The organism is Massilia sp. 9I, assembly GCF_902506415.1.
Classification (GTDB): domain Bacteria; phylum Pseudomonadota; class Gammaproteobacteria; order Burkholderiales; family Burkholderiaceae_D; genus Telluria.
The window spans coordinates 1,845,634-1,872,116 of the sequence record NZ_LR733275.1; the positions used below are offsets into that span (position 1 = coordinate 1,845,634).

At 64.5% G+C, this 26,483-nt stretch carries 23 protein-coding genes and 3 tRNA genes; 15 read left to right on the forward strand and 11 right to left on the reverse strand.

Annotation, left to right across the window (positions count from 1 at the left end):
• Positions 1-158 precede the first annotated feature (158 nt).
• Genes thrC through moaD form a run of 3 tightly spaced genes read left to right on the forward strand, consistent with a single transcriptional unit; the run spans position 159 to position 3,121 of the window.
• A complete protein-coding gene (gene thrC, locus GV068_RS08350; protein ID WP_159696884.1) occupies positions 159-1,634 on the forward strand; it encodes a threonine synthase in 1,476 nt (491 codons plus the stop codon).
• A 13-nt stretch (positions 1,635-1,647) separates the two neighbouring features.
• Positions 1,648-2,856: a gephyrin-like molybdotransferase Glp gene (gene glp, locus GV068_RS08355; protein ID WP_159696885.1), complete on the forward strand. Its 1,209-nt coding sequence runs from the start codon at positions 1,648-1,650 to the stop codon at positions 2,854-2,856.
• Between the two features lie 7 nt (positions 2,857-2,863).
• Positions 2,864-3,121: a molybdopterin converting factor subunit 1 gene (moaD, locus tag GV068_RS08360; protein WP_159696886.1), complete on the forward strand. Its 258-nt coding sequence runs from the start codon at positions 2,864-2,866 to the stop codon at positions 3,119-3,121.
• Positions 3,122-3,137: 16 nt separating this feature from the next.
• Here the strand turns inward: moaD and dctP are convergent, their stop codons facing one another.
• The 5 genes from dctP to GV068_RS08385 all read right to left on the reverse strand — a co-directional run bounded on the left by dctP (position 3,138) and on the right by GV068_RS08385 (position 6,150).
• Positions 3,138-4,154: a TRAP transporter substrate-binding protein DctP gene (gene dctP, locus GV068_RS08365; RefSeq protein ID WP_229463905.1), complete on the reverse strand. Its 1,017-nt coding sequence runs from the start codon at positions 4,152-4,154 to the stop codon at positions 3,138-3,140.
• 241 nt (positions 4,155-4,395) lie between these two features.
• Complete coding sequence (locus tag GV068_RS08370; protein ID WP_159696888.1) at positions 4,396-4,608, reverse strand: hypothetical protein; 213 nt, start codon at positions 4,606-4,608, stop codon at positions 4,396-4,398.
• A 17-nt stretch (positions 4,609-4,625) separates the two neighbouring features.
• Positions 4,626-5,567 carry an alpha/beta fold hydrolase gene (locus GV068_RS08375; RefSeq protein ID WP_159696889.1) on the reverse strand — a complete coding sequence of 314 codons (942 nt, stop codon included), beginning with the start codon at positions 5,565-5,567 and terminating at the stop codon, positions 4,626-4,628.
• Positions 5,564-5,767: a helix-turn-helix transcriptional regulator gene (locus tag GV068_RS08380; protein ID WP_159696890.1), complete on the reverse strand. Its 204-nt coding sequence runs from the start codon at positions 5,765-5,767 to the stop codon at positions 5,564-5,566. The genes GV068_RS08375 and GV068_RS08380 overlap by 4 nt, the downstream gene beginning before the upstream one ends.
• Positions 5,764-6,150 carry a hypothetical protein gene (locus tag GV068_RS08385; RefSeq protein ID WP_159696891.1) on the reverse strand — a complete coding sequence of 129 codons (387 nt, stop codon included), beginning with the start codon at positions 6,148-6,150 and terminating at the stop codon, positions 5,764-5,766. Before GV068_RS08385 ends, GV068_RS08380 begins: the two co-directional genes overlap by 4 nt.
• A gap of 133 nt (positions 6,151-6,283) precedes the next feature.
• On the opposite strand from GV068_RS08385, the gene GV068_RS08390 reads away from it, so the two are divergent.
• Entirely contained in the window at positions 6,284-7,531 is a 1,248-nt protein-coding gene (locus GV068_RS08390; protein WP_159696892.1) for a TIGR03862 family flavoprotein, read from the forward strand.
• Here the strand turns inward: GV068_RS08390 and GV068_RS08395 are convergent.
• The 6 genes from GV068_RS08395 to hpnC form a co-directional block, all read right to left on the reverse strand.
• Entirely contained in the window at positions 7,515-8,321 is an 807-nt protein-coding gene (locus GV068_RS08395; RefSeq protein WP_159696893.1) for a head GIN domain-containing protein, read from the reverse strand. The two genes, GV068_RS08390 and GV068_RS08395, sit on opposite strands and share 17 nt — an antisense overlap.
• 3 nt (positions 8,322-8,324) lie before the next feature.
• A complete protein-coding gene (locus tag GV068_RS08400; protein ID WP_159696894.1) occupies positions 8,325-9,119 on the reverse strand; it encodes a DUF1700 domain-containing protein in 795 nt (264 codons plus the stop codon).
• Positions 9,120-9,139: 20 nt separating this feature from the next.
• Positions 9,140-9,280, reverse strand: coding sequence for a hypothetical protein (locus tag GV068_RS24920; RefSeq protein WP_201303260.1), 141 nt, complete (start codon positions 9,278-9,280; stop codon positions 9,140-9,142).
• 33 nt (positions 9,281-9,313) lie between these two features.
• Positions 9,314-10,717 carry a hydroxysqualene dehydroxylase HpnE gene (gene hpnE / locus GV068_RS08405; RefSeq protein ID WP_159696895.1) on the reverse strand — a complete coding sequence of 468 codons (1,404 nt, stop codon included), beginning with the start codon at positions 10,715-10,717 and terminating at the stop codon, positions 9,314-9,316.
• On the reverse strand, positions 10,704-11,537 hold the full coding sequence (gene hpnD, locus GV068_RS08410) for a presqualene diphosphate synthase HpnD (RefSeq protein ID WP_159696896.1): 834 nt from the start codon (positions 11,535-11,537) through the stop codon (positions 10,704-10,706). Before hpnD ends, hpnE begins: the two co-directional genes overlap by 14 nt.
• A gap of 160 nt (positions 11,538-11,697) precedes the next feature.
• The gene (gene hpnC, locus GV068_RS08415; RefSeq protein WP_159696897.1) at positions 11,698-12,507 is read right to left on the reverse strand and encodes a squalene synthase HpnC; all 810 of its coding nucleotides are present in this window, start codon (positions 12,505-12,507) and stop codon (positions 11,698-11,700) included.
• Positions 12,508-12,608: 101 nt separating this feature from the next.
• On the opposite strand from hpnC, the gene GV068_RS08420 reads away from it, so the two are divergent.
• From GV068_RS08420 to GV068_RS08470, 11 genes are all read left to right on the forward strand, one after another.
• The gene (locus GV068_RS08420) at positions 12,609-13,751 is read left to right on the forward strand and encodes an efflux RND transporter periplasmic adaptor subunit (RefSeq protein WP_159696898.1); all 1,143 of its coding nucleotides are present in this window, start codon (positions 12,609-12,611) and stop codon (positions 13,749-13,751) included.
• Positions 13,748-16,846, forward strand: a complete 3,099-nt coding sequence (locus tag GV068_RS08425) for an efflux RND transporter permease subunit (RefSeq protein WP_159696899.1) — start codon at positions 13,748-13,750, stop codon at positions 16,844-16,846. The genes GV068_RS08420 and GV068_RS08425 overlap by 4 nt, the downstream gene beginning before the upstream one ends.
• A gap of 300 nt (positions 16,847-17,146) precedes the next feature.
• A tRNA-Leu gene (locus tag GV068_RS08430) sits at positions 17,147-17,233 on the forward strand.
• Between the two features lie 31 nt (positions 17,234-17,264).
• On the forward strand, positions 17,265-18,605 hold the full coding sequence (gene tig, locus GV068_RS08435; protein ID WP_159696900.1) for a trigger factor: 1,341 nt from the start codon (positions 17,265-17,267) through the stop codon (positions 18,603-18,605).
• 197 nt (positions 18,606-18,802) lie between these two features.
• Positions 18,803-19,420: an ATP-dependent Clp endopeptidase proteolytic subunit ClpP gene (gene clpP, locus GV068_RS08440; RefSeq protein ID WP_159696901.1), complete on the forward strand. Its 618-nt coding sequence runs from the start codon at positions 18,803-18,805 to the stop codon at positions 19,418-19,420.
• A gap of 158 nt (positions 19,421-19,578) precedes the next feature.
• Entirely contained in the window at positions 19,579-20,847 is a 1,269-nt protein-coding gene (gene clpX / locus GV068_RS08445; RefSeq protein WP_159696902.1) for an ATP-dependent Clp protease ATP-binding subunit ClpX, read from the forward strand.
• Positions 20,848-21,115: 268 nt separating this feature from the next.
• On the forward strand, positions 21,116-23,524 hold the full coding sequence (gene lon, locus GV068_RS08450) for an endopeptidase La (protein ID WP_159696903.1): 2,409 nt from the start codon (positions 21,116-21,118) through the stop codon (positions 23,522-23,524).
• Between the two features lie 203 nt (positions 23,525-23,727).
• Positions 23,728-24,000 (forward strand): HU family DNA-binding protein, encoded by a 273-nt coding sequence (locus GV068_RS08455; protein ID WP_159696904.1) that lies wholly within the window; start codon positions 23,728-23,730, stop codon positions 23,998-24,000.
• Between the two features lie 66 nt (positions 24,001-24,066).
• Positions 24,067-24,143, forward strand: a tRNA-Asp gene (locus GV068_RS08460).
• A gap of 19 nt (positions 24,144-24,162) precedes the next feature.
• Positions 24,163-24,239: transfer RNA gene (locus GV068_RS08465), tRNA-Asp, on the forward strand.
• A 117-nt stretch (positions 24,240-24,356) separates the two neighbouring features.
• On the forward strand, positions 24,357-26,273 hold the full coding sequence (locus tag GV068_RS08470) for a SurA N-terminal domain-containing protein (protein ID WP_159696905.1): 1,917 nt from the start codon (positions 24,357-24,359) through the stop codon (positions 26,271-26,273).
• The last annotated feature ends 210 nt before the right edge of the window (positions 26,274-26,483 follow it).

Genomic DNA, 26,483 nt, shown 5'->3' on the forward strand with positions numbered 1-26,483 from the left:
GTATTACTTTTTTGCCTGCTGCTCCAGCGCGTCATCCCGGCGCAGGCCGGGATTCAAGTTCGCACCGCAGCCCCCCAACTTTTTTGCACCACAGCATACGAGCCATTCGGACGCTATAATAAAAGTTCAACTTTGGCCCGAACCGGATCTCCTACCGTATGCATTACGTCTCCACCCGCGCGACCAGCGCGTCCGCAGCACGCAATCCCCAGCGTTTCTCCGACATCCTGCTGGCCGGCCTGGCCCCGGACGGCGGCCTGTACCTCCCTGAGGAATACCCGCAGGTCACCGGCGCGGAGCTCGACGCCTGGCGCAAGCTCTCCTACGCCGACCTCGCCTACGAAATCCTGCGCAAATTTGCGACCGACATTCCCGACGCCGACCTGCGCGCCCTGACCGCGAAGACCTACACCCCCGAGGTCTACCGCAACGCGCGCGCCGACGAATCCGCGAACGACATCACCCCGCTGCGCGTGCTGGAAGACGGCGCGCAGGGCAAGCTGGTCCTGCAGGCGCTGTCCAATGGCCCGACCCTGGCCTTCAAGGACATGGCCATGCAACTGCTTGGCAACCTGTTCGAATACGCGCTGGCCAAGAACAACGATGAGCTGAACATCTTCGGCGCCACCTCCGGCGACACCGGCAGCGCGGCCGAGTATGCGATGCGCGGCAAGCGCGGCGTGCGCGTGTTCATGCTGTCGCCGCACCTCAAGATGAGCGCCTTCCAGACCGCACAGATGTTCAGCCTGCAGGACCCGAACATCTTCAACATCGCTGTCGAAGGCGTGTTCGACGACTGCCAGGACATGGTCAAGGCGGTGTCGAACGACCTGTCCTTCAAGGCGCGTCACAAGATCGGCACGGTCAATTCGATCAACTGGGCGCGCGTGGTCGCGCAGGTGGTCTATTACTTCCGCGGCTACCTGGCCGCCACCACCAGTAACGACCAGAAGGTGTCGTTCACTGTCCCGTCCGGGAATTTCGGCAACATCTGCGCCGGCCACATCGCCCGCATGATGGGCCTGCCGATCGATAAACTGGTCGCGGCCACCAACGAGAACGACGTGCTCGACGAATTTTTCCGCACCGGCGTCTACCGCGTGCGCAAACCTGCCGAGACCTATCACACCAGCAGCCCGTCGATGGACATCTCCAAGGCCTCCAACTTCGAGCGCTTCGTCTACGAACTGGTGGGCCGCGATGCCGATCGCACCCATGCGCTGTTCAAGAAGGTCGACACCCATGGCGGTTTCGACCTGTCCGGCGCGCAGGGCAGCGACGGCGACGAGTGGAAGCTGGTGGGCCAATACGGCTTCGCCTCGGGCAAATCGACCCATGCAGATCGCCTGGCGACCATCCGCGACGTGGCCGACGACTACGAGATCACCATCGACACCCACACTGCGGACGGCATCAAGGTCGCGCGCGAACACATGCAGCCGGGCGTGCCGATGATCGTGCTGGAAACCGCCTTGGCGGCGAAGTTCAACGAGACCATCCTGGAAGCGCTGGGGGCCGATGCAGAGCGCCCGAGCGGTTTCGAGGACATCGAAACGCTGCCGCAGCGCTTCGTGGTCATGCGTCCCGACGTGGATAGCATGAAGGCCTATATCGCCCAGCATACGGGGCTGTGAGATGAAGGCTCCGATGCTGTCCGTTCGCGAGGCGCTGACCCAATTGCTGGACGCGGTGCGTCCGGTCACGGCCAGCGAGGTCGTGCCGACCCTGGAAGCCAACGGCCGCGTGCTGGCCGAAGACCAGCTGGCGACCATCGACGTACCGTCCGCCGACAACACCCAAATGGACGGCTACGCGGTGCGCGCCGCCGATTGCGAGAGCGGCAGCGCGACCCTGCGCGTGGCCCAGCGCATTCCGGCCGGCCAGGTCGGCGAGCCGCTGGAGCCGGGCACGGCCGCCCGCATCTTCACCGGCGCCCTGATTCCGCCAGGCGCCGATGCGGTCGTGATGCAGGAGCAGTGCGAGGCGGTGGGCGACAGCGTCACCGTGCGCCATGCGCCGCGATCCGGCGAATGGATCCGTCGCCAGGGCGAGGACGTCGCAGCCGGCTCGGTGATCCTGCCAGCGGGCACGCGCCTGCGCAGCCAGGAACTTGGGCTGGCGGCGTCGGTCGGCCTGGCCCAGTTGCCGGTGCTGCGCCGCGTGCGCGTCGCGGTCTTCTTCACCGGCGACGAACTGGCGATGCCGGGCGAAGCGCTCAAGCCCGGCGCCATCTACAACTCCAACCGCTTCACCTTGCGCGGCCTGCTGGAAAATTTCGGCTGCGAATTCACCGACTACGGCATCGTGCCGGATTCGCTGGACGCGACCCAGGAGATGCTGCGCAAGGCGGCGCAAGAGCACGATCTGATCATTACCTCGGGCGGCGTATCGGTCGGCGAAGAAGACCACATCAAGCCCGCGGTCGAAGCCGAAGGGCGTCTGAACATGTGGCAGATCGCGGTTAAGCCGGGCAAGCCGCTGGCTTTCGGTGAAATCAACCGCGAAGAAGGTTCTGCGTTCTTCATTGGCCTGCCTGGCAACCCGGTGTCGAGCTTCATCACCTTCCTGCTGTTCGTGCGGCCCTTCCTGTTGCGCCTGCAGGGGGCGACTGGTCCGGTGGAGCCGCGTGGCTACGCGCTGCGCGCCGACTTCTCGCTGCCGAAAGCCGACCGCCGCAACGAATTCCTGCGCGTTCGGGTGAACGCGGCCGGTGGATTGGACCTGTTCCCGAACCAGGGTTCGGGCGTGCTGACCTCGACCGTCTGGGGCGACGGCCTGGTGGACAACCCGCCGGGCCAGCCGATCGCCGAGGGCGACCTGGTGCGCTTCATTCCCTTCGCCGAACTGCAGCACTAGGATGAGCATGAAGATCAGCTTGAAATTTTTCGCCTCGGTGCGGGAAGCGCTCGGCACCGGCCAGGACAGCCTGGAACTGCCGCAGGGCGCGGCGACCGTGGGCGCGGTGCGTGAGGCCCTGGTCGCACGCGGCGGCGCCTGGGCGGAAGCGCTGGGCCAGGATCGCGCCGTGCGCATGGCCTGCGACCAGGTGATGTGCGGCCCCGAGACGGCGGTCGCCGACGGGGCCGAAGTGGCGTTCTTCCCTCCAGTGACGGGCGGCTGAGCGCCCGCCGCCGGGTTCAGATCATCGCGATCGACTGCTCGGCCAGTTCCAGCAGCCTGGCGCAGTTGGCGCTGCGCTCGCCGTACTCGCGCCATGCATTGGTGCGCGCGACCGCCTGCCATTTGCGCAGGGCGTCGGCGTTCATGTCCACCACCTGGGCGCCGCTCTTGGCATAGACCGCCGCCACCGCCGCATCGTCGGCGCGCGCGGCCTTGCGTGCGAAGGCTTCCAGCTCGGCGCCCACCGCCATCACCGCCGCCTGCTGCTGCTTGGTGAGGCGGTCGAACACGGTGCGCGACATCATCAGGGGCTCGAACATGAACCAGTAGGCGCCGCCGCGCGCCGTGGTCAGCGCACGGCTGGACTCCTGCAGGCGGAACGAGATCAGCGAGGTCGAGGAGGTCAGCGCAGCATCGAGCCTGCCTTCGCGCATCGCGGCCTGGATCTCATTGGACGGCATGTTGACCACCGTGGCGCCGGCATCCTGGAGCAGGCGATCCATCTCGTGCGAGCCGCCACGCACCTTGAGGCCGGCCACGTCTTCCGGATGCAGGATCGGCTTGCCGCGCGAAGCGACGCCGCCGGCCTGCCAGATCCAGCTGACCACCACCAGGCCCTGGTCGTGCAGGATGCGCGTCAGCTCCTTGCCGACCGGGGCATTCTTCCAGGCGTAACCCTGTTCGTACGAGGTGACCAGGCCCGGCATCAGGCCGATGTTCGCTTCCGGCGCCTCGGCGCCGGCATACGACAGCGGCACCAGCGCCATGTCCAGGCCGCCGCTGCGCAGGGCCGCGAACTGGGCGTTCGGGGCCATCAGGCTCGAGTTGGGATAGATCGAGAACTTCATGCCGCCACGGGTGCGCCGTTCGACGTCGGCCGCGAACATGCGGCACAAGCGGTCACGGAAATCGCCTTCGGCGATGCTGCCGCCCGGGAACTGGTGGGAGATTTTCAGGTTGTTTGGCTGCGCCCATGCGGACTGCATCCAGAGTGGCGCGGACGCGATTGCGCCCAGCACCGTCCTACGGGACATTGCTGCCCTTGTCATTACCGACATACACATCCTCCAAGATGTTGAAACGGACTGCCTTCGCGAATCGTGGATTCCTCGTCGAGCGGGAAGCCATCGTTCGTTATTGCGCGTACAAGAATATTCCTGTTAAAACTATTGTCAAGCGGAATCTTATAGATATGGCAAATACATGCATATGCCAGGGCGGCAGTATGGGCCTGCCGCCCTGGTTCCGTCTTGATGCAGCTTGGAGGAGTGGTGATCAGCGCCGGCGCGGCGGCAGGGCGCCCGCATCGCTGCGGTAATAGCGTGAGGCGACGAAGATTGCGGCTGCCATCAGCGACCAGGCCAGGGACATCGGCCAGATGCGCGCGAAGGCTTCGCCGCGCAGGAACACGTCGATGCAGACCAGCAGCGCGAACATGGTGCTTGCCGCGAGCAGGTATTGTCCTCCCCAGTAGATCATTTTCTGCATGCTGTGCTCCTATCGGTTCAAAGGCGCTTCAGGAAACGGCGGACGGCCTCGCTGACCGCTTCGGGCTGGTCGATCATGGTGAAGTGGCGTGCCTTGTCGATGGTCTCGACTTCCAGCTTCGGGGTGCCGGCCATCAGTTCCCGATAATACGCCACCTTGTCCGCCGCGGTCATGTTATTCAGGAGCGGCGCGTCGGGCGCGAAGTAGGGCGCCAGCACCAGCACGGGCGCTTCGATGCGCGTCAGGCCCGGGCGCAGGTCGCGCGCCAGCGCCGCGCCCATGTAGGCGGCGACGGCCTGCGGATCGCTGCGCGCACTGAGGCGGGCGGCATCGTCGGCCTTGCCCATGTCGACCATGCCGATGCTGCGCATGTAGGCCAGCTGTTGCGCGGCGAAGGCCGGGGCCGACAATGCCGCCATCTGCTGGCGGGTCTTCTCCGCCATCACGGCGCGCTGCTCCGGCGGCATGTCCTCGGTGCGCGGGAACACCGGCAGGCCGTCGATGGCGACCACGCCGCCGATCTGCTGCGGCCGTTCTTCGGCCAACGCGAGGGCGAGCGTGGCGCCGATGCTGTGGCCGACCACTACCGGCTTCACCAGCTTGCGGCTAACCACCAGTTCGGCCAGCGCGTCGCGACTGGCGTCGAACGGGTCGCCGCTCACCGCCGGGCGGCCGTCGAAGCCGGGCAGGGTGACCACGTAGACGCTGTGGGTGGGTGCGAAGTCGCGCACCATCTGGCTCCATACCCAGCCGCCGCTGGACAGGCCCGGCACCAGGATCAGGGCGCGCGGCCCGCTGCCGTGGCGCTCGACCAGCATGCCCTTGAGCTCGAAGCGCTCGGCGGCAGCCGGCTGGGCTGCGAGGAAGCGGTTGGGCTGTGCGGGAGTCGTCTGCGCCAGGGCCGGCGTCGAGGCAGCCAGGGATGCGGCGAATACAGCTGCGAACAAGGTGGTTTTCATGCGGGCTCCTGGTCAGGGGTGAAGATCGATTCGATCGGTAACTTGAATAGTCGGGAAACGGCGAAGGCGAGCGGCAGGCTGGGATCGTAACGCCCCGTCTCGATCGCGTTCACGCTCTGGCGCGAGACGTCGAGCATCTCGGCGAGTTCGGCCTGGCTCCATCCGCGCTCGGCGCGCAGGGCTCGGATGTGGTTCTTCATCGATCGAGCAGCTTGCGCGCCAGCTGGACGAGCATGGTTGCGCCGCACAGCACGCACCACACCGTGAACATCGACAGTTTCGGGTAGCCGGCGGTCTCGAGGAAGCCATAGGTGAAGGTCAGGCCAGCGGTGATGCCCGCGGCCAGCGCGACGTTTTCCAGCAGGCGCATGCGCACGTACTCGTCGATGCGGCCGAAGTGGCGCGCGATGGCCCACAGCGCCAGGCCGAAGCCGGTCATCGGCGACAGCAGCACCAGTGTGCGCGCCACGCCTTCTTCCATTGGCCGGCCCCAGCGGATCGCAAGGACCAGCAGTACCGTGTACAGCGCCAGCGATCCCAGCATCTCGCGTGTGTACGCGCGGCCTACCCGCTTTTCGTGCATGACATCCTCCGTGAAGTAAAGTATGCTTGACATCGTAGTCAAGGAAACTAGACATGTCAAGCTCCCTTTACATTTCTATGCGAGGTGGAATCTCGACTACAATGCCGCTCCTCTGCCTCCCTCGACTTCCCCGATGAACCAGCCTGTTCGCCACCTTCAACGCGTCGCCGTGATCGGCGGCGGCCCCGCCGGCCTGATGGCGGCCGAAGTCCTGGCGGCGGGTGGCGTGCAGGTGGACGTCTATGATGCGATGCCCTCCGTCGGCCGCAAGTTCCTGCTGGCCGGGAAGGGCGGCATGAACATCACCCATTCCGAGGACCTGCCCGCATTCCGCGGCCGCTATGGCGCCCGTGCAGGGGAAGTCGCCCGCTGGCTGGACGGCTTCGATCCGCAGGCGGTGCGCGACTGGATCCACGGTCTCGGCATCGATACGTTTGTCGGCACTTCCGGCCGGGTCTTCCCGCTTGAGATGAAGGCGGCGCCGCTGCTGCGCGCCTGGCTGCACCGCCTGCGCGAGGCCGGCGTGCGCTTCCACATGCGGCACCGCTGGCTCGGCTGGCAGGACGGGCGTCTGCGCATCGCCACGCCGGAAGGCGAGATCCTGGTCGAGGCCGACGCCAGCGTGCTGGCCCTGGGCGGCGCGAGCTGGGCACGGCTGGGTTCCGACGGCGCCTGGGCGCCGCTGCTGGCTGACAAGAATGTGGAGGTCGCGCCTCTGGTCCCGTCCAACTGCGGCTTCGACGTCGACTGGAGCGCGCATTTCAGCGAGAAGCACGCGGGCGCACCCTTGACCACCGTCGCCATCGCCTGGCGTGGCCGCAACGGCGAGATGCTGCGCCGCCAGGGCCAGTTCGTGGTCACCGCGACCGGCATCGAGGGCAGCCTGGTGTACGCGATCTCGGCGCCCCTGCGCGACCAGATCGCCCAGAGCGGCAGCGCCACCATCTGGCTCGACCTGCTGCCGGACCTGGACGCCGGGCGTGTGCTCGATGAAGTGGCGCGGCCGCGCGGCTCGCGTTCGGTGTCCAGCCACCTGCAGGGCCGCCTCGGCATCAAGGGAGTTAAAGTGGGCCTGCTGCACGAATGCCTGTCGAAGGAAGCGTACGGAGATCCGGCCAGCTTGGCGGCCGCGCTTAAGGCGCTGCCCGTGGTGCTACGGCGCCCGCGTCCGATCGATGAAGCGATCAGCAGCGCCGGCGGCGTGCGTTTCGAAGCACTGGAAGGCGGCAGCGCCATGCTGCGCGCGCTGCCGGGCGTGTTCGTGGCGGGGGAGATGATCGACTGGGAGGCGCCGACCGGCGGCTACCTGCTGACCGCCTGCTTCGGCAGCGGCCGGGCCGCGGGACGCGACGCGCTCGACTGGATCAATCGGAAAAAGTAACCGCGCCGCTGCCGGTGCGGCTGACGCTGCGCTCGGCCGGGTTGCCGGTCACTTCGACGTCGCCGCTGCCCGAGATCGAAGCCGACAGGGTCTGGCGCGCCTGAACCGTGCTGCGGCCCGAGCCTGTTTGGCTCACTTCGACCTTGTCGGCGCGCAGGTGGCGGGCATCGAGTTCGCCGGAACCGCTGGCATTGGCATGCAGTTCCTTGACGCTGCCGACGATGGTCATGTGGCCGGAGCCGGTGAGTACCGCCTCGAAGCGTTCGATGCTGGCGCCGGCGTTCAGGTCGAGTTCACCGTTGCCGCTCAGGGCCGCATCCACTTCCTGGAAGCGCCCGTTGAAGCGCAGGCTGCCGCGGCCTTCCATGCGCACGTCGATGCGCTCGCCCGAGAAGCCGTTGACGGTGCTGGCGCCGCTGCCGTCGATCGTGATGCTTTCCAGGCGCGGCAGCACCAGCTCGACTTCGAGCGGATGGCGGTGGCTGAGCACCATGCCGCGGATGCCGATGTGCAGGGTCGAGCCGTCGTTGCTGACGTCGATGTTGTTCAGCAGGCGCGATTCGCCGCGCACCTTCATCGCAGGCGCTGCGCCGTAGCGCACGCTCAGGTTGATCGGCCCCTCCAGTTCCACCGCGCTGACGCTGCCCGCGATCTCGCGCGTCTCGCTCGACACCTGGCGTCCCTCGGCTTTCGCCGTCACGCCGTTGGCGCGTAGCATGCCGTAGCTCAGGCCGATCAGGACGAAGGCCAGCACCAGCAGGCTAAAACCCACTTTCAGCAAAGCGCGCATGGTTCAGGCCCCCTTCAACAGCGACATGTTCATCTTGAAGTAGCGCTTGAGACCGGCGAACGTATACTTGGTGATGACCAGCGACAGCAGGAACAGCAGGATCCCGCCCAGTACCATGACCAGCCCGAACAGGGTCTGGGTGGTGCGCGATTCGCCATCCATGTCGGTGGTGATCTGCACGCCGGTGTCGGCGACCTTTTCGGCGCGCCGGATCACCATCGCCGACTTGGCTTCGTCGTTCGGCTCGCTGTCCATGTCCGCCGGCTCGGCCGGATCTTCTTCAAAGATGTGGATGCCCTGCTGGCCGATCGAGACGCGGGTGCGCACGTTTTCCCGGGTTTCGCGGCGCTCGCCGTCCTCCATCACTTCGATGCGGTGCAGCGGATTGTTCAGGACCAGCTCATTGGCGCCGGCCAGGCCGCTCGCCGTGATGGCGATGCCCGACACGTAGAAGCCGAGCGCGCTGCAGTAGACCGCGACCAGCAGCGCCGCGTAGACCGCCGCAGGGATCGCCATGAATAGGTTGAAGACCAGCAGGCCGACGCCGGCCACGCCCAGGCGCAGGGCATTCGCCGGGCTCTTTTTCTCGCTGAAGGCGCTCATGTGGGCGCTGGTGCGCAGGGTCACCGCGACCTTGCGCGGGTCGTCGAGCTCCTCGGCGATGCTTTCCTCGCTGCGGCCCGCGGCCACGCCGTCGACGAAGCGCTGCTCGTACCAGGCCAGGGTCTTGGCCTGGGTTTCAGGCGGCAGGCCGGTCATGGCCCGCTTGAGCGCGTCGAGATATTCCAGTTTGCCCATGTGCTGCCGTTCTTCCAATGTCAGTGATGCGCCAGCACCGGGATTGCGCCGATCGCCAACGTGGAGCCGCCGATCAGTTCCGGCTTGACCAGCACCGCGGTGCTGAGGACCACCAGGGCCAGCAGGCCGAGGGTGCGCAAACCGAGTTGGATGTTGTTCATGTTGTACGATCCGTAAGGGGTGTGTCGATGCTGCTACCTTACGGAAGTCGGGTCCACGGGGCTACCACCGTGCGACAGGCTGCGGTTTTCGCGGGGCAGGGTGCCGTAGGAGCGGATAACCGTCGCGGCCGTAACACCGCTGCGCACCGCCGTTTCCAGCGTGGCCGGGTAGTCGCTGGCCGTATAGTCGCCCGCCAGCACCAGTCCCGGCAGCGGCGTCTCAATGCCGGGGCGGACCAGGCCGGGGGTGCAGGAGAAGGTGGCGCGCTTCTCGGTGATCACCCGCGTCCAGGTGGGCGTGGCCAGTTCCGGGCGGCGCAGGTCCTGGGCCAGCTGGGCGGCAATGGCGGCCGCCAGCGCGTCCTGGTCGAGCCGGGCGGCGTCGCCGGCGGCGCTGACGACGACTGCCAGCAGACCTGGCTGCGCAGCGTCGAGCTGGCCGCGGTCGAAAGCGAACTGGCCCCAGCGGCCGGCGCCCGGGTCATCAAACAGGGCGTAAAAGGGCAGGTCGAGGCGGACGGAGGCTTCGTACTGCAGGTAGCAGGTGGCGATCGGCTCGTATCCCAGAGCCGAGAGCTGCTGCGCAAGTTCGGGGACGTGCGGGGCGAGGAGCGACGCCGACTGCGTGGCCGGCGTGGCCAGCACCACCGCATCGAACGTGGCCTGGCGGTCGTTCAGCGTCACCTGCCAGCCGTCGCCTGCGCGCGCGATGGCGCTGAGCTTGGTCCCGGTCAGCACGGTTGCGCCGTGCTCTCCGAGGTAGCGCGCGGCCGCTTGGGGGAACAGCGCCCCCATGTCCATCCGTGGCAGCAGCATGTCGGACGCCGCCCGGCGCCTGGCGCCCAGGCTGTCGCGCAGCACGGCGAGGAAGACCTTGGCGGAAGCGCGCGCAGGCGGCGTGTTCAGGGCCGCGATGCACAGCGGGTACCAGAGCAGGCGCGCCAGGCGCTCGGTCTGGCCGAAGCGCTCGAGCAGCTCATGGACGGAACAGTCCTGGTACAGCACCCAGCCCATGGTGCGGGCGGCGGTCGTGAAGCGGGCCAGCGCCAGCTTGTCCTCACGTGCCAGGCCCGTGGCGCGAAGCAGCGCGCCCAGCAGGTGCAAAGGCGCCGGCCAGCGCGGGGCGACGAAATCCATCCCGCCGGCACCCTCCGGATAGCGCATCTGGACCGGCAGGCGCAGCATGGCCTGGTCCGGATCGATGCCGACCTGGCGTTGCAGGCGCAGGGTCTCGTGGTAGGCGCCCAGCAGGATGTGCTGGCCGTTGTCGAGCAGCTTGCCGTTCACCTCGACGCCCCGGGCGCGTCCGCCAAGCGTGCGGGCGCTCTCGGCCAGCGTGACCCGGGCGCCGCTGGCGCTTAGCTCGACCGCGGCGGCGCAGCCGGCCCACCCGCCGCCGGCGACCAGGACCGCTAGGGCCCCCTCAGGTGCGGACATAGGTCTTCCAGGCCAGCCACAGCTTGCGCAGCGGCGTCAGCGAGATGCGCTGGTTCAGCACCTGGAAGTTCTCGCGTGCGATTTCATCCAGCAGGGTGCGGTAGATCGCCGCCATCATCAGGCCCGGACGCTGGGCGCGGCGATCCTGCTTCGGCAGCAGGGCGAGCGCCTCGTCATAGGTGCGCTGGGCGCGCTCGTCTTGGTACTGCATCAACGCCTCGAACTTCTCGCTATGGCGGAAATTGAGGATGTCGGCGGCAGTCACGTTGAACTGCTGGAGCTCGTTCACCGGAATGTAGATGCGGCCCTTGCGCGCATCGTCGCCGACGTCGCGGATGATGTTGGTGAGCTGGAAGGCCAGGCCGAGCTTTTCGGCATAGGCCAGGGTTTGCGGGTCGCTGTAGCCGAAGATGCTGGCGGACAGGATGCCGACCACGCCCGCCACCCGCCAGCAATACTTCTGCAGGCCGGCGTAGTCGAGGTAGCGGCTCTGGTCCAGGTCCATCTCCATGCCGTCAATGATCGCCTGCAGGTGCTGTTCTTCGAGGTGGTAAGCAGCGACGTGCGGCTGCAGCGCCTGCGTCACCGGGTGCGTTGGGCTGCCCTTGTACATGGTCGACACCTCGGTGCGCCACCAGGCCAGCTTGATGCGGGCCACCGATGCGTCCGAGGTCTCGTCGACGGTGTCGTCCACCTCGCGGCAGAAGGCGTACAGCGCGGTGATCGCACGGCGGCGCTCCGGGGGCAGGAACAGGAAGCTGTAATAGAAGCTGGAGCCGCTTTGGACCGTCTTTTGCTGGCAGTATTCGTCGGGGGACATGTATTTATTGCTGTTGGTATGCGAAGCGAATCCGCTATCTTAGCCGATGGGAGGTGTTGTAGGGTGGGCGGGTTCCCCGCCCACGCGGTCAACAGGCGCCAGATCCGTCGTGGCCAATCGTGTTCCAGGTATCACCGCGTGGGCGGAAGACCCGCCCACCCTACATGCGTAGCGCGCGCCAGCCGACCACGATCCAGTCGGACGGGGCCAGCGTCGGGCGGCGCCGGAACACGTCGTAGTCGGCGCGCTCGATGGCTTCCAGGATGCGCAGGCCGCCCTGCACCATGAGGCGCAGTTCCCAGCCGATGCGGCCCGGCAGGCGGCGCACCAGCGGAGCGCCGCTCAGCATCAGGGCGCGCGCCCGGTCCACTTCGAAGCGCATCAGCGCGCGCCAGGCCGGGGTCGCGGGACTGGCTGCCAGGTCGGCTTCGCTCACGCCATGGCGTTCCAGGTCTTCCAGCGGCAGGTAGATGCGGCCCTTGGCCAGGTCGATGGCGACGTCTTGCCAGAAATTAATCAACTGTAGGGAAGTGCAGATTGCGTCCGAATCGCGCAGGTTGCGCTCGTCCACGGCGTCGTAGAGTTCCAGCATGAGGCGTCCGACCGGATTGGCCGAGCGCCGGCAGTAATCGAGCAGGGCGGTGTAGTCGGCATAGCGGGCCGTCACCACGTCCTGGCGGAAGGCTGACAGCAGGTCGTGCATGGGGGCCACCGGCAGCCGGAATTCGGTGACCACGTCGGCCAGGCGCGCAAACAGCGGCTCGCATGGAATGGCGCCGCGCTCGATGGCCGCCAGCTCGCGTCCGTAGCGCTCGAGCTCGGCCAGGCGCTCGGGCGGGGCGGCATTACCCTCGTCGGCGATGTCGTCGGCGCTGCGTGCGAAGGCGTAGATGGCCTCGACCGCCGGCACCAGGCGGCGCGGCAGCAGGAAGGAAGCAACCGGGAAGTTCTCGTAATGCTCAACTGGCATATTTGACTGATGACTCTAATGTCGGGTTCTTGAGAGTTTCACTGATTATAATTGCTTGATTACAAATGCCCTAACTTGGCACCCATCGACAGGGGACTTCCGTGTTCGCTCTTCCGCATTTTCGCCTTACCCGCGCCGCATATGCTGCGCCACTTCTCCTTGCCCTGCTGGCCGGCTGCGACAAACCAGCGCCGAAAACCGAAGACGTGCGCCCGGTGCGCGCGATCAAGCTGGCCGCAGGCGATGGCGCCGAGCGCATCGAGTTCTCGGGCGACGTGCGCCCGCGCTACGAATCGCGCCTGGGCTTCCGGGTCGGCGGCAAGATCGTCGAGCGCAAGGTCGACGTCGGCGCCAACGTCAAGGACGGCCAGGTCTTGATGCGGCTCGATCCGCAGGACCTGCGCCTGGCCGAGGCGCAAGCCCGCGCCACCCTGCGCGCCGCCGAGACCGAGCGCGATCTGGCCCAGGCGGACTATAAGCGCCACCAGAACCTGCGCGCCCAGAATTTCGTCAGCCAGGCGGTGCTGGATGCGAAGCAGGCGGCGCTGCGCGCGGCCCAGGCCAACGTCGACGCTGCGCGCGCGGGCTTCCGCGGCCAGTCGAACCAGGCCGGCTACGCCAATCTGGAATCCGATACGAACGGCGTGGTGACGGCGGTCGACGCCGAGGTTGGCCAGGTGGTGGCAGCCGGTGCGCCGGTGGTGCGCGTAGCCCGCACCGATGAGAAGGAAGTCGTGATCGGCATTCCGGAAGACCGGGTCGAGCAGCTGCGCCACGCGAGCGACGTCAACGTGCGCCTGTGGTCGAACCGCGACGTCCTCATTCCCGGCAAGATCCGCGAAGTCTCGCCGGTGGCCGATCCGGCCACCCGCACCTACACCGTGAAGGTGTCGATTCCGGCCAGCGCTGAAGCGCGCCTGGGCATGACGGCGACGGTCGACATGGCCGGAGCCCGCAAGGAAAGCGATTCCCAGCTGCGCGTTCCGCTCAGCGCGCTGGTGCAGGACAAAGGTGTGACCAGCGTCTGGGTGGTCGAAAAGGATGCGGTGCAGCTGCGCCGCGTGCAGGTGGCAGGGCAGTCGGGCAACGACATCCTGCTTTCTAGCGGTGTGCAGCCCGGGCAGACGGTCGTGACGGCCGGCGTGCATCTGCTGAAACCCGGCCAGAAGGTGCGCATCCTGACCGCCGACGTATCGCGCCGCGGTGATACCGAGGCTGCCGCGGTAGGGGGAGGCGCTCGATGAGAGGCTTCAACCTGTCGCGCTGGGCGCTGGAGCACATCCCGCTCACGCGCTACCTGATCGCCGCGCTGCTCATCGGCGGCATCCTGAGCTACCAGCAGCTGGGCCAGGACGAGGATCCGCCCTTTACCTTCCGTGCGATGGTGGTCAGCGCCGTGTGGCCAGGCGCCACCGCCGTGCAGATGGCCGAGCAGGTGACCGACCCGCTGGAGCGCAAGCTGCAGGAGACGCCCTACATCGACCGCATCCGCAGCTTCTCCAAGCCGGGCGAGACCACCATCATCCTCGAGCTGCGCGAATCGACCCCGCCGCTTGATACCGCGCCGACCTGGTACCAGGTGCGCAAGAAGATCGGCGACATGGCGGCCACCTTGCCGCAGGGGGTGATCGGGCCCTTCTTCAACGACGAATTCGGCGATACCTACGGCTCGATCTTCGCGCTCTCGGGCGACGGCTTCAACCAGGCCGAGATGCGCGACTACGCCGACTTCGTGCGCCAGCAGCTGCTCACCGTGCCGCTGGTGTCGAAAGTCGAGCAGTTCGGCGTGCAGGACGAGAAGGTCTACATCGAGTTCTCCAGCAAGAAGTTCGCCCAGCTGGGCGTGCCCTTCGAGCAGATCGTCAACCAGATCGCGACCCAGAACCAGGTCGAAGCCAGCGGCGTGCTGGTGACGCCGAGCGACTACCTGCAGGTGCGCGTCACCGGCGCATTCAAGAACGTCGAGCTGCTGGAAAACCTGCAGCTGCGCGCCGGGAACACCACCTTCCGCCTGGGCGACTTCGCCGTGGTGAAGCGCGGCTACCAGGATCCGCCCAAGGACAAGATGCGCTTCAACGGCAAGGAAGTGATCGGCTTGGGCGTGTCGATGGAGAAGGGCGGGAACATCATCAAGCTGGGCAAGGGCCTGGACGCGACCGTGGCGCGCATCCGCGCCCAGCTGCCGGTCGGGATCGAGCTGGAACGGGTCACCGACCAGCCGCAGGCCGTCACCGCTTCGGTGAACGAATTCGTCAAGGTGCTGATCGAGGCGGTGATCATCGTTTTGGCCGTCTCCTTCATCGCGCTCGGCCTGCATACCAAGCCCAAGCTGCGCATCGACGTGCGTCCGGGCCTGGTGGTGGCGCTGACCATCCCGCTGGTGCTGGCGATTACCTTCCTCTTCATGCGCGTGCTCGACATCTCGCTGCACAAGATCTCGCTCGGCGCCCTGATCATCGCGCTCGGCCTGCTGGTGGACGACGCCATCATCGCGGTCGAGATGATGGTGCGGAAAATGGAAGAGGGCCTGTCGCGCTTCGAGGCGGCCACCTTCGCCTATACCTCGACTGCAATGCCGATGCTGACCGGCACCCTGATCACGGCCGCCGGCTTCCTGCCGATCGGCCTGGCCAAGTCGGCGGCGGGCGAATACACCTTCACGATGTTCTCGGTGAACGCGCTGGCGCTCCTGATTTCCTGGGTGGCGGCGGTGGTGTTCACGCCTTACATCGGCTACATCCTGCTGCGCGTGAAGCCGCACGGGCATGGCGAATCCTCGCACGACGTGTTCGACAGCCCGGCCTACCAGCGTTTCCGCCGGCTGGTGAACTGGTGCGTCGAGTGGCGCAAGACCACCATCGCGCTGAGCCTGGGCGTGTTCGCGCTGGGCGTGTTCGGCTTTAACTTCATCGAGAAGCAGTTCTTCCCGGATTCCAGCCGTCCCGAGCTGATGGTCGAGATGTGGTCGCCGGAAGGCACCAGCTTCGCCGCCAACGAGGCGGTGGTGAAGCGCTTCGAAAGCTTCCTCAAGGGGCAGCAGGGCGTGCAGAGCGTGACCAGCTACGTCGGCACCGGCAGCCCGCGCTTCTACCTGCCGCTGGACCAGATCTTCCCGCAGTCGAACGTGTCGCAGCTGGTGGTACTGCCCGTCGATGCGCACGCGCGCGAAGCGCTGCGCCTGAAGATCGAAGCAGCCTTCCGCAACGACTTCCCCGAGGTGCGCGGGCGCGTCAAGCTGCTGCCGAACGGGCCGCCGGTGGCGTATCCGGTGCAGTTCCAGGTGCTGGGCCCGGACATCGGCATCGTGCGCAACGTGGCCGACCAGGTGAAGGAAGTCATGCGCGCCAACCCGAACACCGTGGGCGTCAACGACAACTGGAACGAGGCGGTGAAAGTGCTGCGGCTCGACCTCGACCAGGACAAGCTGCGCGCGCTGGGCGTGACCTCGCAGGCGGTGCGCCGTGTGATCAACACGACGCTCACCGGCACCCCGGTGGGCCAGTTCCGCGAAACCAACCGCCTGATCGACATCGTCGTGCGCCAGCCCCTGGAAGAGCGCTCGACCATCACGCGCCTGTCGGAAGCGCTGGTGCCGACCGCCGGCGGCGGCGCCGTGCCGATCGGGCAGGTGGCGCGCGTCGCCTTCGTGTGGGAGCCGGGCGTGGTGTGGCGCGAGGGCCGCGAGTGGGCCATCATGGTCCAGTCGGACGTGATCGAAGGCATCCAGGGCCCGACCGTCACCGGACAGGTGGACGCCAAACTGGCCGAGATCCGCAGCAAGCTGCCGGCCGGCTACCGCGTGACGGTGGAGGGCGCCGCGGCCGACAGTTCGGAGGCGGAAGCCTCGATCATGGCCAACGTGCCGCTGGTGCTGTTCATCGTCTTCACGCTCCTGATGCTCCAATTGCACAGCTTCTCGCGTTCGCTGCTGGTCTTTCTCACCGGGCCACTGGGCATCGCCGGCGCCGCGATGGCGCTGCTGGTGTTCGACCGGCCCTTCGGCTTCGTCGCGAACCTGGGCGTGATCGCACTGTTCGGCATGATCATCCGGAATTCGGTGATCCTGGTCGACCAGATCGAGCAGGACATCGCGACCGGGGCCGAAGCCTGGGATGCGATCGTCGAGGCGGCGGTGCGGCGTTGCCGCCCGATCCTGCTGACCGCCGCGGCGGCTGCACTGGCGATGATTCCACTGTCGCGTTCCGTGTTCTGGGGGCCGATGGCGGTGGCGATCATGGGCGGGCTGCTGGTGGCGACGGCCTTGACTCTGCTGTTCCTGCCGGCGCTGTACGCGGCCTGGTTCAGGGTCAAGAAGCCGGTCGGCCCGAAAGTTGCGTAAGCTCGTCTGCTTGCTGACCGCGTGGGCAAGAGACTTGCCCACCCTACCTGCAAGGTGGCCCGGCGCCAGGGTGGGCGGCTTGTCCGCCCACGCGTTCGACTCATTATGCATACGGTCGAGTTACTTTACGTCTATATAGATGAGCTCCAATCCCCCGCACGCCTAGCAAAAAACGCCCAATAGTGTCAGAAAATCCAGTAAAATAATCGATTGAAGTTGTAGCCCCTAAACAGCGGAGTGCAGGGCGGCCGGTTTCACTGTCGGGCGCCCTTTGTTTTTGTGGCAAAAATGCAATCCTGAGCGAGGATGGCGAAATTGGTAGACGCACCAGGTTTAGGTCCTGACGCCAGCAATGGTGTGGGGGTTCGAGTCCCCCTCCTCGCACCACGAATAATTATTTTTTTGGACGATTTTTATAATGGCAACTGCAGTCGAAACCCTGGGTAAACTCGAGCGTCGCTTGACGATCACTTTTCCGGTAGCTGACGTCCGTACGGAGGTCGAAAAGCGCCTCAAGCAGCAGGCCAAGACGGCAAAGGCTCCGGGCTTCCGTCCGGGCAAGGTGCCGATCAAGATGGTCGCGGCCCAATACGGCTACCAGATCGAATCCGACGTGCTGAACGACAAGGTCGGCCGTGCTTTCAATGACGCTGCCAACGAGAACCAGCTGCGCGTTGCCGGCTTCCCGAAAATCGAGCCGAAAGAGGACGCGCCGGAAGGCATGCTGGCCTTCGACGCGACTTTCGAAGTCTACCCGGAAGTCGTGATCGGCGACCTGGCCAATGTGGAAGTCGAAACCGTCGCTGCCGACGTGAGCGACGCCGAAATCGACAAGACCATCGACATCCTGCGCAAGCAGCGCGTGCACTACCACACCAAGGGTGAGGCAGGCGAGCACGGCACCGGCGGCGACGCCGTCGCTGCCAACGGCGACCGCGTGACCGTCGACTTCGTCGGCAAGATCGACGGCGAAGAGTTCTCGGGCGGCAAGGCCGACAACTACGCCTTCGTGCTGGGCGAAGGCCGCATGCTGCCGGAGTTCGAAGCCGCCACCGTCGGCCTGAAAGTTGGCGAGAGCAAGACCTTCCCGCTGGCCTTCCCTGAGGATTACCACGGCAAGGACGTGGCAGGCAAGACCGCCGACTTCACCATCACCCTGAAGAAGCTCGAGTGGGCGCACATGCCGGAAGTCGACGCGGAATTCGCGAAGTCGCTGGGCATTGAAGACGGCGCCATCGAGAAGATGCGCGAAGACATCAAGACCAACCTGGAGCGTGAAGTCACCGCCCGCGTCAAGGCCCGCAACAAGGAAGCCGTGATGGACGCCCTGGTCAAGGCCACCGACATGGAAGTGCCGAAGGCCATGATCCAGCAGGATTCGGAGCGTCTGGCCGAGATGACCCGCCAGGACATGATGCAGCGTGGTATGGACGTCAAGGCAATGCCGTTCCCGGCCGAAATGTTCGCCGACAAGGCCGAGCGCCGCGTGCGCCTGGGCCTGATCCTTTCGCAGCTGGTCAGCGACAACAACCTGAACGCAACCCAGGAACAGGTCAAGGCACAGATCGAAGACTTCTCGCAGAGCTACGAAGATCCGAAGGAAGTCCTGAAGTACTACTACAGCGACCGCCGCCGCCTGGCCGAAGTGGAAGCTCTTGTATTGGAAGAAAACGTCGTTAACTATGTCCTCGGTAAGGCAAAGGTCAGCACCAAGACCATCGCTTTCGATGAACTGATGGGTGGCAACCCACAAGGTTAACAGGCAACGGCTGAAAAGCCTTTGTGGTTTAATCGTAGGGTGGGCGGATTTCCCGCCCACGCGGTGATAGTTGGCAGCAAGATCATCGTGCTCGATGATGGAGCCGAGTCCGATCACCGCGTGGGCAGCGAAGCTGCCCACCCTACGTTGTCTGTGGATTAGTTGTCCTCACCCTATTTACAAGGAACGAGACAGGTATGATTCGTAATCCGGCATTGGATACCCAAGCACTCGGCCTCGTGCCGATGGTGGTCGAACAAAGCGGCCGCGGCGAGCGCGCCTATGACATCTACTCGCGCCTCCTGAAGGAGCGCGTGATCTTCCTGGTCGGCCCTGTCAACGACCAGATGGCCAACCTGATCGTGGCCCAGCTGCTGTTCCTGGAGAGCGAGAATCCTGACAAGGATATTTCGCTGTACATCAACTCGCCGGGCGGTTCCGTCTCGGCGGGCCTGGCGATCTTCGACACGATGAACTTCATCAAGCCGGACGTCTCCACGCTGTGCACCGGCCTGGCGGCTTCGATGGGCGCCTTCCTGCTGGCGGCAGGCGCCAAGGGCAAGCGTTTTTCGCTGCCGAACTCGCGCGTCATGATCCACCAGCCGTCCGGTGGTTCGCAGGGCATGGCTTCGGACATTGAAATCCAGGCCAAGGAAATCCTGTACCTGCGCGAGCGCCTGGCGCGCATCATGGCCGACAACACCGGCCAGAGCATCGAGCAGATCCACCGCGATACCGACCGCGACCGCTTCATGTCGGCGGAAGAAGCCGTCGAGTACGGCATGATCGACCGCGTTCTGACAAACCGTGCATAAATAGTCGACACCAAGCCAACAAGGTGTTGCCAAAAAACGCCCGGGCGGAACTACGTTCGGGCGTTTCGTTTTTATTTCAGGTAGCATGGTCGTGTGCGCACTTGTTGCGTACCCGTATTAGCGATATATTCATTGCAATTCATTAAATTACCTGCCCCATGTCTGACAAAAAATCCTCCAGCGGCGAAAAACTTCTGTACTGCTCGTTCTGCGGAAAGAGCCAGCACGAAGTCAAGAAGCTGATCGCGGGACCGTCGGTGTTCATCTGCGATGAATGCATCGACCTGTGCAACGACATCATCCGCGACGAGACCTCGAACGTCGAATCGGTGGCGGGCGCCAAGTCCGACCTGCCGACTCCGCACGAAATCACCGAACTGCTCGACCAGTACGTGATCGGCCAGCAGACGGCCAAGCGCATCCTGTCGGTGGCGGTGTACAACCACTACAAGCGCCTCAAGCACTTGGGCAAGAAGGACGACGTCGAACTGGCCAAGAGCAACATCCTGCTCGTCGGCCCGACCGGTTCCGGCAAGACCCTGCTGGCCCAGACCCTGGCGCGCATGCTCAACGTTCCTTTCGTGATCGCCGACGCGACCACGCTGACCGAAGCCGGCTATGTCGGCGAAGACGTCGAGAACATCATCCAGAAGCTGCTGCAAAGCTGCAACTACGAAGTCGAGAAGGCCCAGCGCGGTATCGTCTACATCGACGAGATCGACAAGATTTCGCGTAAATCGGACAATCCGTCGATCACCCGCGACGTGTCGGGCGAGGGCGTGCAGCAGGCGCTGCTGAAGCTGATCGAAGGCACGATGGCTTCGGTGCCCCCGCAGGGCGGCCGCAAGCATCCGAACCAGGACTTCGTCCAGATCGACACGACCAACATCATGTTCATCTGCGGCGGTGCATTCGACGGCCTGGCCAAGATCATCCAGAACCGTTCGGAAAAGAGCGGCATCGGTTTCGCGGCCACGGTCAAGAGCCAGACCGAGCGCGCCAACAGCGAAATCCTGATGGAAGCCGAGCCGGAAGACCTGATCAAGTTCGGTCTGATCCCGGAACTGGTCGGTCGTCTGCCGGTCGTCGCCACGCTGAGCGAGCTGACGGAAGAAGCCTTGATCCAGATCCTGATCGAGCCGAAGAACGCCCTGATCAAACAGTACTCGAAGCTGCTTGAAATGGAAGGCTCCGAACTCGAAATACGTCCTGCGGCCCTGCATGCGATCGCCCGCAAGGCCCTGGCACGCAAGACCGGCGCCCGCGGCCTGCGCTCGATTCTCGAGCACGCGCTGCTGGATGTGATGTATGAGCTGCCAAGCCAGCAAAACGTCGTGAAGGTCGTGATCGATGAAAATACGATCACGAACGGCGCGAAACCTTTGCTGATTTACAGCGAAACGCCAAAAGCTTCCGGCGAGAACTGAAAAAGCGCCACACTTTTGTCACAAAAGTCTTGCCGTACGGATTCTTGAGGGTACACTAGGTCTTAATAAGAAACCGGGCTTCAATCGAAAAGCCACTCGCGGGATCCCCTGCGCGGTGGCTTTTTCATTTGAAAACGCGTTTTTTATCGGAACGGCTATATTAATAACCAAGTGCCTAATTGTTACGGTTAGAAAATATATTCGCAGTGGTCTTGAGATTTAAGCTGCGAGCGCCCAAGTTCAGCAACACGTTTCTATAAGGTATGCCATGACAACTTCGAAATTAACCGAGCAAACGACGCTGCCACTTCTGCCGTTGCGCGATGTGGTCGTGTTCCCGCATATGGTGATACCTCTGTTCGTCGGCCGTCCAAAATCCATCAAGGCGCTGGAAGCCGCGATGGAGCAGGGCAAGAGCATCATGCTGGCAGCCCAAAAGGCCGCCGCCAAGGACGAACCCTCCGCCGCAGACATCTACGAGATCGGCTGCGTGGCCAATATTCTGCAAATGCTGAAGCTGCCGGACGGTACCGTAAAGGTGCTGGTCGAGGGCGCCCAGCGCGCGCGCATCGACCAGATCACCGATGGCGCCACCCACTTCACGGCCGAGCTGACCCCGGTGCAATCGGAAATCGGTGACGATTCCGAAGTCGAGGCCATGCGCCGCGCCATCGTCCAGCAGTTCGACCAGTACGTCAAACTGAACAAGAAAATCCCGCCGGAGATCCTCGCATCGCTGGCAGGCATCGACGACGCCGGCCGCCTGGCTGACACTGTCGCCGCGCACCTGCCGCTCAAGCTCGAGCAGAAGCAGGTCATCCTGGAGATCTTCAACGTCGCCAAGCGCCTCGAGCACCTGCTCGGCCAGCTGGAAGGCGAACTGGACATCCTGCAGGTCGAGAAGCGCATCCGTGGCCGCGTCAAGCGCCAGATGGAGAAGTCGCAGCGCGAGTACTACCTGAACGAACAGGTCAAGGCCATCCAGAAAGAGTTGGGCGAGGGCGAAGACGGCGCCGACATCGAGGAGCTCGAGAAGAAGATCGTCGCTGCGAAGATGCCGAAAGAGGCACTCGACAAGGCGATGGGCGAAATCAAGAAGCTCAAGATGATGTCGCCGATGTCGGCCGAAGCCACTGTCGTGCGGAACTATATCGACACGCTGGTCGGCCTGCCGTGGAAGAAGAAGTCGAAGGTCACCATCGACCTCGAGAAAGCCCAGCAGGTGCTGGAGTCGGATCACTACGGCCTCGACAAGATCAAGGAACGCATCCTCGAGTACCTCGCGGTGCAACAGCGCGTCGACAAGCTGAAGGCCCCGATCCTGTGCTTCGTCGGTCCTCCGGGTGTGGGTAAAACCTCGCTGGGTGAATCGATCGCCCGCGCCACCAACCGCAAGTACGTGCGCATGGCGCTCGGCGGCGTGCGCGACGAGGCCGAGATCCGCGGTCACCGCCGTACCTACATCGGCTCGATGCCGGGCAAGGTGCTGCAGTCGCTGTCGAAAGTCGGCGTGCGCAATCCGCTGTTCCTGCTGGACGAGATCGACAAGATGGGCGCGGACTTCCGCGGCGATCCGAGCTCGGCCCTGCTGGAAGTGCTGGACCCGGCGCAGAACCACACCTTCAGCGACCACTACGTCGAAGTCGACTTCGACCTGTCGGACGTGATGTTCGTGGCGACTTCGAACTCCTTCAACATCCCGCCGGCGCTGCTGGACCGGATGGAAGTGATCCGCCTGTCGGGTTACACCGAGGACGAGAAGACCAGCATCGCGCAGCGTTACCTGCTGCCGAAGCAGATCAAGAACAACGGCCTGAAGGAAGGCGAGATCAAGGTCGAGGAATCGGCGATCCGCGACATCATCCGCTACTACACCCGTGAAGCCGGTGTCCGTTCGCTCGAGCGTGAAATCTCGAAGATCTGCCGCAAGGTCGTCAAGATGCTGCTGCTGACCAAGGCCGAGAAGAAGATCCTGGTGAACGCCAAGAACCTGGATAAATTCCTGGGCGTGCGCCGCTACGACTTCGGCGTGGCCGAGAAGGAAAACCAGATCGGCCAGGTGGTCGGCCTGGCGTGGACCGAAGTCGGCGGCGACCTGCTCACGATCGAGGCCGTCAACGTGCCGGGCAAGGGCGCCATCATCCGCACCGGTACCCTGGGCGACGTGATGAAGGAATCGATCGAAGCGGCCCGCACCGTCGTGCGTTCCCGTGCGCAGCGTTTCGGCATCAAGGCCGAAGCCTTCGAAAAGACCGACATCCACATCCACGTGCCGGAAGGCGCGACGCCGAAGGATGGTCCGTCGGCCGGTATCGGCATGACGACGGCGCTGGTCTCGGCCTTCACCGGTATCCCGGTGCGCGCCGACGTGGCGATGACCGGCGAGATCACGCTGCGCGGCGAAGTCCTGCCGATTGGCGGCCTGAAGGAGAAGCTGCTGGCAGCGCATCGCGGCGGCATCAAGACGGTCCTGATCCCCGAGCAGAACGTGAAGGACCTGGCCGAGATTCCGGACAACGTCAAGAACAAGCTCGAGATCGTGCCGGTGCGCTGGATCGAGAAGGTGCTGGAAGTCGCGCTGGAACGCCAGCCGCAAGCGCTGGCCGACGTGCCCGCGACCGTGGCCGTCACCCCGGCTGCGAGCACCGACGCATCGACCGAGGTGGTCAAGCACTGATCATCAAGTGATTGATAGGACGGGCGCCTTCGGGCGCCCGTTTTTTTTCGCCTTGTGTTGGGACCTTGAATTGACGCATGCACGCAACCTGATCCCACCCTCCATGGATGTTGCTTGACAGACCAATGTTGCCCTTGTTTAATACGCCCTTGCACTTTTGCAGGAAAGGCGCTGCGGCGTCCAACGTATAAACGAGGGTTAGAGTGAACAAGACAGAACTGATCGAAGAAATCGCGAAGTCCGCGGACATTACCAAGGCCTCGGCCACGCGTGCTCTCGACGCGATGATCAATGCCGTGACCGAGTCGCTGAAGAACAACGACAGCGTCACGCTGGTCGGCTTCGGCACCTTCACGGTGGGCGAACGCGCCGCACGTACCGGCCGCGATCCGCGCACCAAGGAACCGATCAAGATCGCAGCTGCGAAGGTTCCAAAATTTAAGGCTGGTAAAGCTCTGAAAGATGCTGTAAACTAATGCCTTCTCTGCAGTGACATGCAGAGGGCGCTGCTGAAAATGCAGTGCGATGTAGTGTAGTTTGTTGGAGCGGTAGTTCAGTTGGTTAGAATACCGGCCTGTCACGCCGGGGGTCGCGGGTTCGAGCCCCGTCCGCTCCGCCAACGTCCACAACATGATTCTGGAGCGGTAGTTCAGTTGGTTAGAATACCGGCCTGTCACGCCGGGGGTCGCGGGTTCGAGCCCCGTCCGCTCCGCCAGAATTCAGTAAGATCCGACGCCAGCAAAGGTCTCGGAAGACGAGAAGAGGCGAACGCGAGTTCGCCTTTTTTTTTAACTTGTGCTGTTAAAGCATTCTCAACCTTGAATGGCTGACCATGTTTGAATTTGTCCGTAATAACAAGCGCGTGATGCAGGGTCTGCTGCTCGTGATTATCCTGCCGTCGTTCGTGCTCGTCGGTGTCGAGAGCTACCAGAACCGCGGCGATGCCGCCGCCGGCGTGGCAACCGTGGCCGGCCAGAAGGTCACCCAGCAGGAATGGGAAGAAGCCCAGCGCCGCCAGATCGACCAGGCGCGCCAGATGATGGGTCCGCAGTTCGACCAGAAGATGTTCGAGACCCCGGAAGCCAAGCAGGCGATCCTGAACAACCTGGTGGCCGAACGCGCCATCAACGCCGAGATCGCGCGCACCCACATGACCGTGGGCGACGCCGCGCTGGCCAAGACCATCCAGGACGTGCAGGCCTTCCGCAAGCCGGACGGCAGCTTCGACATGGAGCAGTACAAGGCCGCGCTGGCCGCGCAGGGCATGACCCCGGCGATGTTCGACCAGCGCCTGCGCCGCGACCTGACCGTGCAGCAGCTGTCTGGCTCGATCCAGGCGACGGCTTTCGCACCGCGTAGCGTGAGCACCCGCCTGTCGGACATCAACGACCAGGAACGCGAAGTCCAGGAGATGGTGTTCCCGATCGCCCAGTTCTTGCCGCAGGTGAAGCTCACCGACGCGATGGTCAAGGCCTATTACGACAAGAACGCCGCCCTGTTCACGATTCCGGAACAGGTCAAGGCCGAGTACGTCGTGTTCGACGCCGACGCCGTCGCCAGCCAGGTGCAGGTGACCGATGCCGAAGTCACCGACTACTACAACAAGAACCTCAAGACCTACACCACGCCGGAACAGCGTACCGCCAGCCACATCCTGATCACGGTGGCGCGCGACGCCAAGCCGGCCGACCAGGCGGCAGCCAAAGCCAAGGCGGAAAGCCTGCTGGCCGAGGTGCGCAAGAACCCGGCGAATTTCGCCGAGATCGCGAAGGCCAATTCGCAGGACCCGGGCTCGGCCCCGTCCGGCGGCGACCTGGGCGTGGTCGAGAAGGGCGCTTTCGTCAAGCCGGTGGAAGACGTGATCTACGCGTTGAAGGAAGGCGAAACGAGCGGCGTGGTGCAGTCGGAGTTCGGCTACCACATCATCAAGCTCACCTCGCTCAAGGCAGCCCAGCAAAAGCCGCTGGACGCCGCGAAGGACGAGATCGCCGCCGACCTAAAGAAGCAGAAGATGTCGAAGAAGTATTCGGAGATGGCCGAGATCTTCACCAACATGGTGTACGAGCAGTCGGAGAGCCTGAAACCGGTGGCCGACAAGCTGGGCCTGAAGATCGAGACCGTCGACAACCTGACCCGCAAGCCGAGCCCGCAGCTGGCCCAGGCGCCGTTCAACAACGAGAAGTTCCTGGCCGCGATTTTCGGCGTGGACGCCGTCAAGAACAAGCGCAACACCGAAGCCGTGGAAGTGTCGCCGAGCGTGCTGATCTCGGGCCGCGTGGTCGAGTTCAAGCCTGCAGCGAAGCGTCCGCTGGCTGAAGTCGACGCCCAGATCCGCCAGCGCGTGACGATCGAGGAAGCAGCCCGCCTGGCGCGCGCCGCCGGTGAGCAGAAGCTGAACGCCGCCAAGGCATCGGGCGATGCGACCGGCTTCGGCGAAGCGAAGCTGGTGTCGCGCACCAAGGAACCGACCATCAACCCGACCGCGGCCCTCGCAGTGCTGAAGGCGGATGCGAGCAAGCTGCCGGCCTATGTGGGCGTGGAGATTCCAGGCCAGGGCTATGGCGTGTACCGCATCGGCAAGGTGTCGCAACCGGCCGCACCGGACGCGAACCGCCGCAAGCAGGAAGCGCAGACCATCGCCGGCATGATGGGCCAGGCCGAGATGTTCAACTTCGTCGAGGCGCTGAAGGTCAAGGCCAAGTCGAAGATCAACGTGACCCCATCGCAGCTGGGCGCGAAGACCGAGTAAGCGGTAGAGGCATGTAAAAAAGCCCGGCTGTGTGAGCAGCCGGGCTTTTTGTTTTTTTGTGCTTGATCCGACGCTTGCGCCCGATTCGTTCCGTTACCCTAGCACGTCATCCCGGCGCAGGCCGGGATCCAATGCCGGTGCACCGTGAGAACGCCTGCATTCGTGGCAATACATGGGAACTTGGGTCCCGGCCTTCGCCGGGACGACGGA

Coding starts and splice junctions, on each gene's coding strand:
- thrC (WP_159696884.1), top strand. CDS start 159: ATGCATTACGTCTCCACCCGCGCGACCAGCGCGTCCGCAGCACGCAAT.
- glp (WP_159696885.1), top strand. CDS start 1,648: ATGCTGTCCGTTCGCGAGGCGCTGACCCAATTGCTGGACGCGGTGCGT.
- moaD (WP_159696886.1), top strand. CDS start 2,864: ATGAAGATCAGCTTGAAATTTTTCGCCTCGGTGCGGGAAGCGCTCGGC.
- dctP (WP_229463905.1), bottom strand. CDS start 4,154: ATGTCCCGTAGGACGGTGCTGGGCGCAATCGCGTCCGCGCCACTCTGG.
- GV068_RS08370 (WP_159696888.1), bottom strand. CDS start 4,608: ATGCAGAAAATGATCTACTGGGGAGGACAATACCTGCTCGCGGCAAGC.
- GV068_RS08375 (WP_159696889.1), bottom strand. CDS start 5,567: ATGAAAACCACCTTGTTCGCAGCTGTATTCGCCGCATCCCTGGCTGCC.
- GV068_RS08380 (WP_159696890.1), bottom strand. CDS start 5,767: ATGAAGAACCACATCCGAGCCCTGCGCGCCGAGCGCGGATGGAGCCAG.
- GV068_RS08385 (WP_159696891.1), bottom strand. CDS start 6,150: ATGCACGAAAAGCGGGTAGGCCGCGCGTACACACGCGAGATGCTGGGA.
- GV068_RS08390 (WP_159696892.1), top strand. CDS start 6,284: ATGAACCAGCCTGTTCGCCACCTTCAACGCGTCGCCGTGATCGGCGGC.
- GV068_RS08395 (WP_159696893.1), bottom strand. CDS start 8,321: ATGCGCGCTTTGCTGAAAGTGGGTTTTAGCCTGCTGGTGCTGGCCTTC.
- GV068_RS08400 (WP_159696894.1), bottom strand. CDS start 9,119: ATGGGCAAACTGGAATATCTCGACGCGCTCAAGCGGGCCATGACCGGC.
- GV068_RS24920 (WP_201303260.1), bottom strand. CDS start 9,280: ATGAACAACATCCAACTCGGTTTGCGCACCCTCGGCCTGCTGGCCCTG.
- hpnE (WP_159696895.1), bottom strand. CDS start 10,717: ATGTCCGCACCTGAGGGGGCCCTAGCGGTCCTGGTCGCCGGCGGCGGG.
- hpnD (WP_159696896.1), bottom strand. CDS start 11,537: ATGTCCCCCGACGAATACTGCCAGCAAAAGACGGTCCAAAGCGGCTCC.
- hpnC (WP_159696897.1), bottom strand. CDS start 12,507: ATGCCAGTTGAGCATTACGAGAACTTCCCGGTTGCTTCCTTCCTGCTG.
- GV068_RS08425 (WP_159696899.1), top strand. CDS start 13,748: ATGAGAGGCTTCAACCTGTCGCGCTGGGCGCTGGAGCACATCCCGCTC.
- tig (WP_159696900.1), top strand. CDS start 17,265: ATGGCAACTGCAGTCGAAACCCTGGGTAAACTCGAGCGTCGCTTGACG.
- clpP (WP_159696901.1), top strand. CDS start 18,803: ATGATTCGTAATCCGGCATTGGATACCCAAGCACTCGGCCTCGTGCCG.
- clpX (WP_159696902.1), top strand. CDS start 19,579: ATGTCTGACAAAAAATCCTCCAGCGGCGAAAAACTTCTGTACTGCTCG.
- lon (WP_159696903.1), top strand. CDS start 21,116: ATGACAACTTCGAAATTAACCGAGCAAACGACGCTGCCACTTCTGCCG.
- GV068_RS08470 (WP_159696905.1), top strand. CDS start 24,357: ATGTTTGAATTTGTCCGTAATAACAAGCGCGTGATGCAGGGTCTGCTG.